Raw genomic sequence first — 2435 nt, 5'->3', positions numbered from 1 at the left:
TCAAAGTCAGTCGCCGAGGGGCGAAAAGGTGACTTGAGTCGTAAACAAACATCACTGACATCGCAGAACCGCAGTGTGATGCTCCGCGCCACAGACCTGCGCCGCATACTCAGGATAGGACGCAGAGCGTCCAGAACGGCATGCGACGCGGAGCGTCGCACGATAATTGAAGCGGCATCACGACGGAGCGCCGCACGATAATTGAAAATTCAGCGTCTGGGCCATCGTCTTCGTGAGCAAGCTCACACAGGCGCATATCCAGCCTGATACTGCAATTCACCCACCCCTTCCTGGGCTCTTCAAGATGCGTATATAGCCGAGCGCGAAGCGACTTTGGCTCAGCCCCGTTTTCAGGGGCTTCAGGGTCTACGCAATCTCGACAAACACAGCGCACATCAAGCAGGCATGGTCCACGGCATGAGGTCGTAGCCTTCATTGCGGATTTCTGCGCGGGCCTGTTCCAGAGCGCTCGCCAGCTGCCGCTTGTCCGAGTACGTGCTGCTCGAAATCTGCTTGCGACCGATACGGTTGCTGGTGCGGTCGATCACCGTCAGGCTCAATTCGCCGTTACCGTCCTGTGGTGCCCAGGCAACACACTGGAAGGGTTCAAAAGCGTGTCCAGCGATCAGAAGTGCATCGTTGAAGCGCAGTGGGGCGTTCATGGTCAAATCCTCAGGTGCCCATATCAGTTCAGTCACGTCGGCGGGCTAACCGTCCGGCTGGTTACTTGTGTTGATGAGCGACAGGGGGGCATGAGTCACACCCTGCACTGAAAAACATACAGAATTTTTTTCGATGAACGCACGAACGATTTTCCAGACGAACGATATTCGCCGCATAGACCGTTAATGACATCTGGTTATGAATATTAGATTCAAACGGTACAAGGTCGCGTCAAATATTTGCTAGGGTGATAGTTGGGCTCGCCAACATGCTGTTTATAAAAAGTTTTAAAAAATCAACTCGACACCGGGCGCCAAGGAAACTTCATGCACGGACTGGCCCCAACGCAACGCCTGCTAATGATTGACGGCGCAGATGACTGTCACCCTTTGGTCACTGTTTTAAAGGATGCCGGATGGACGGTACACGACAAAACGCTGGATTCTGCGTCCGACGCGGACTACGACGTAGGCCTGATTCACCTCAAGGCTTATCACTTCGAACACCTGCACGAACTCGAAGAACGTTTTACCCGCAGCGACATGCGCTGGATCGCAGTGTTGTCAGCCAATGACCTGCGCCGTGAGAAAATCGGCGATTTCGTCTGCCGTTGGTTTTTCGATTTTCACACCCTGCCGTTCGATGTAAATCGCCTCCAGGCCTCGCTCGAAAAAGCGCTGATCAAGGTGGACCCTGCGCCACCGGCGTCCGGTACCGGGCCCGAGCTGCTGGGCGAAAGCCGGCCGATTCGTGAGCTGCGCAGGCTATTGAGCAAACTGGCACCCATTGATTCGCCGGTGTTGATCCGTGGCGAACGCGGTGCCGGCAAAGAGCTGATCGCACGCAGCCTGCATGCCCAGTCCCAGCGACGCGACAAACCTTTTGTGGTCGTCGATTGCGCCGCGCTCGCTGAACATTCGATCCACGCCGAGCTGTTCGGCGATGAGACGGGCGCTACGCATGAGCGTAGCATCGGCCGGATTGAAGCGGCGCATGGGGGTACGCTGTTGCTCGATGAAGTCGGCGATCTGCCGCTGGACACTCAGGCTGACCTGCTGCGTTTCCTGGATGAGCGGAAAATCGAACGGCCGGGCGACACAGGGCCGATGGCGGTCGACGTTCGTGTAGTGGCCGCGACCCGCGAGGACCTTGAAACAGCAGTGCGCAAAAAGCGTTTCCGCGAGGATTTGTATTACCAACTGAGCGTATTGCAGGTCGGTATTGCGCCACTGCGCGAACGTCACGGTGATCTGGTTTTGCTGGCCAATCATTTCGCCCATGTGTTCAGCCAGGAAACCGGCAGGCGAGCGCGCAGTTTCAGTCAGGATTCGCTGGTTGCGCTGGGCAAGCACGACTGGCCGGGCAATGTGCGCGAGCTGGCCAGCCGGGTGCGGCGTGGGTTGGTGCTGGCCGAAGGCAAGCAGATAGAAGCGGCCAACCTGGGTTTGCTGGGCGAAGAGGATGTTGCCGGGAGCATGGGCACGCTGGAAGAGTACAAGTCCCGTGCCGAGCGTCAGGCGTTGTGCGATGTGCTGACGCGCCACAGTGACAACCTCAGTGTGGCGGCCAAAGTATTGGGCATCTCGCGGCCAACGTTCTATCGGCTGTTACACAAGCACCAGATCCGCTGAGGGTTTTTACTGCACCGCTAACGGTTCCAGCAGCAGAGAGACAGCCGTCATTGCCTGTTCAAGGCGTTGTTGCCAGTCGCCGCCGATCACTTGATAGGTCTGATGATGGCGGGCCAGCCACTCCCCGCTGGCGTCGAAAAA

2 protein-coding genes and 1 pseudogene are annotated in these 2435 nt (G+C 57.4%); 1 reads left to right on the top strand and 2 read right to left on the bottom strand.

Going from position 1 to position 2435, the window contains the following annotated elements:
* Positions 1-395: 395 nt before the first annotated feature.
* Positions 396-662: a hypothetical protein gene (locus DW49_RS0125455; RefSeq protein WP_003380386.1), complete on the bottom strand. Its 267-nt coding sequence runs from the start codon at positions 660-662 to the stop codon at positions 396-398.
* A gap of 327 nt (positions 663-989) precedes the next feature.
* Here DW49_RS0125455 and DW49_RS0125450 point away from each other — a divergent pair, with 327 nt between their 5' ends.
* Positions 990-2294, top strand: a complete 1305-nt coding sequence (locus DW49_RS0125450) for a sigma-54-dependent transcriptional regulator (RefSeq protein ID WP_005618577.1) — start codon at positions 990-992, stop codon at positions 2292-2294.
* Positions 2295-2300: 6 nt separating this feature from the next.
* On the opposite strand, the pseudogene DW49_RS0125445 reads toward DW49_RS0125450, so the two are convergent.
* Positions 2301-2435 (bottom strand): annotated as a pseudogene (locus tag DW49_RS0125445) (AAA family ATPase); the annotation flags it as partial.

Source organism: Pseudomonas avellanae BPIC 631 (assembly GCF_000444135.1).
GTDB classification, from domain to species: Bacteria; Pseudomonadota; Gammaproteobacteria; order Pseudomonadales; family Pseudomonadaceae; genus Aquipseudomonas; species Aquipseudomonas avellanae.
This window is presented reverse-complemented; position numbering and strand designations above follow the sequence as displayed.

Bases quoted from the DNA above. Each gene is read 5' to 3' on its own strand.
- DW49_RS0125455 (WP_003380386.1), bottom strand. From the start codon at position 662: ATGAACGCCCCACTGCGCTTCAACGATGCACTTCTGATCGCTGGACAC.
- DW49_RS0125450 (WP_005618577.1), top strand. From the start codon at position 990: ATGCACGGACTGGCCCCAACGCAACGCCTGCTAATGATTGACGGCGCA.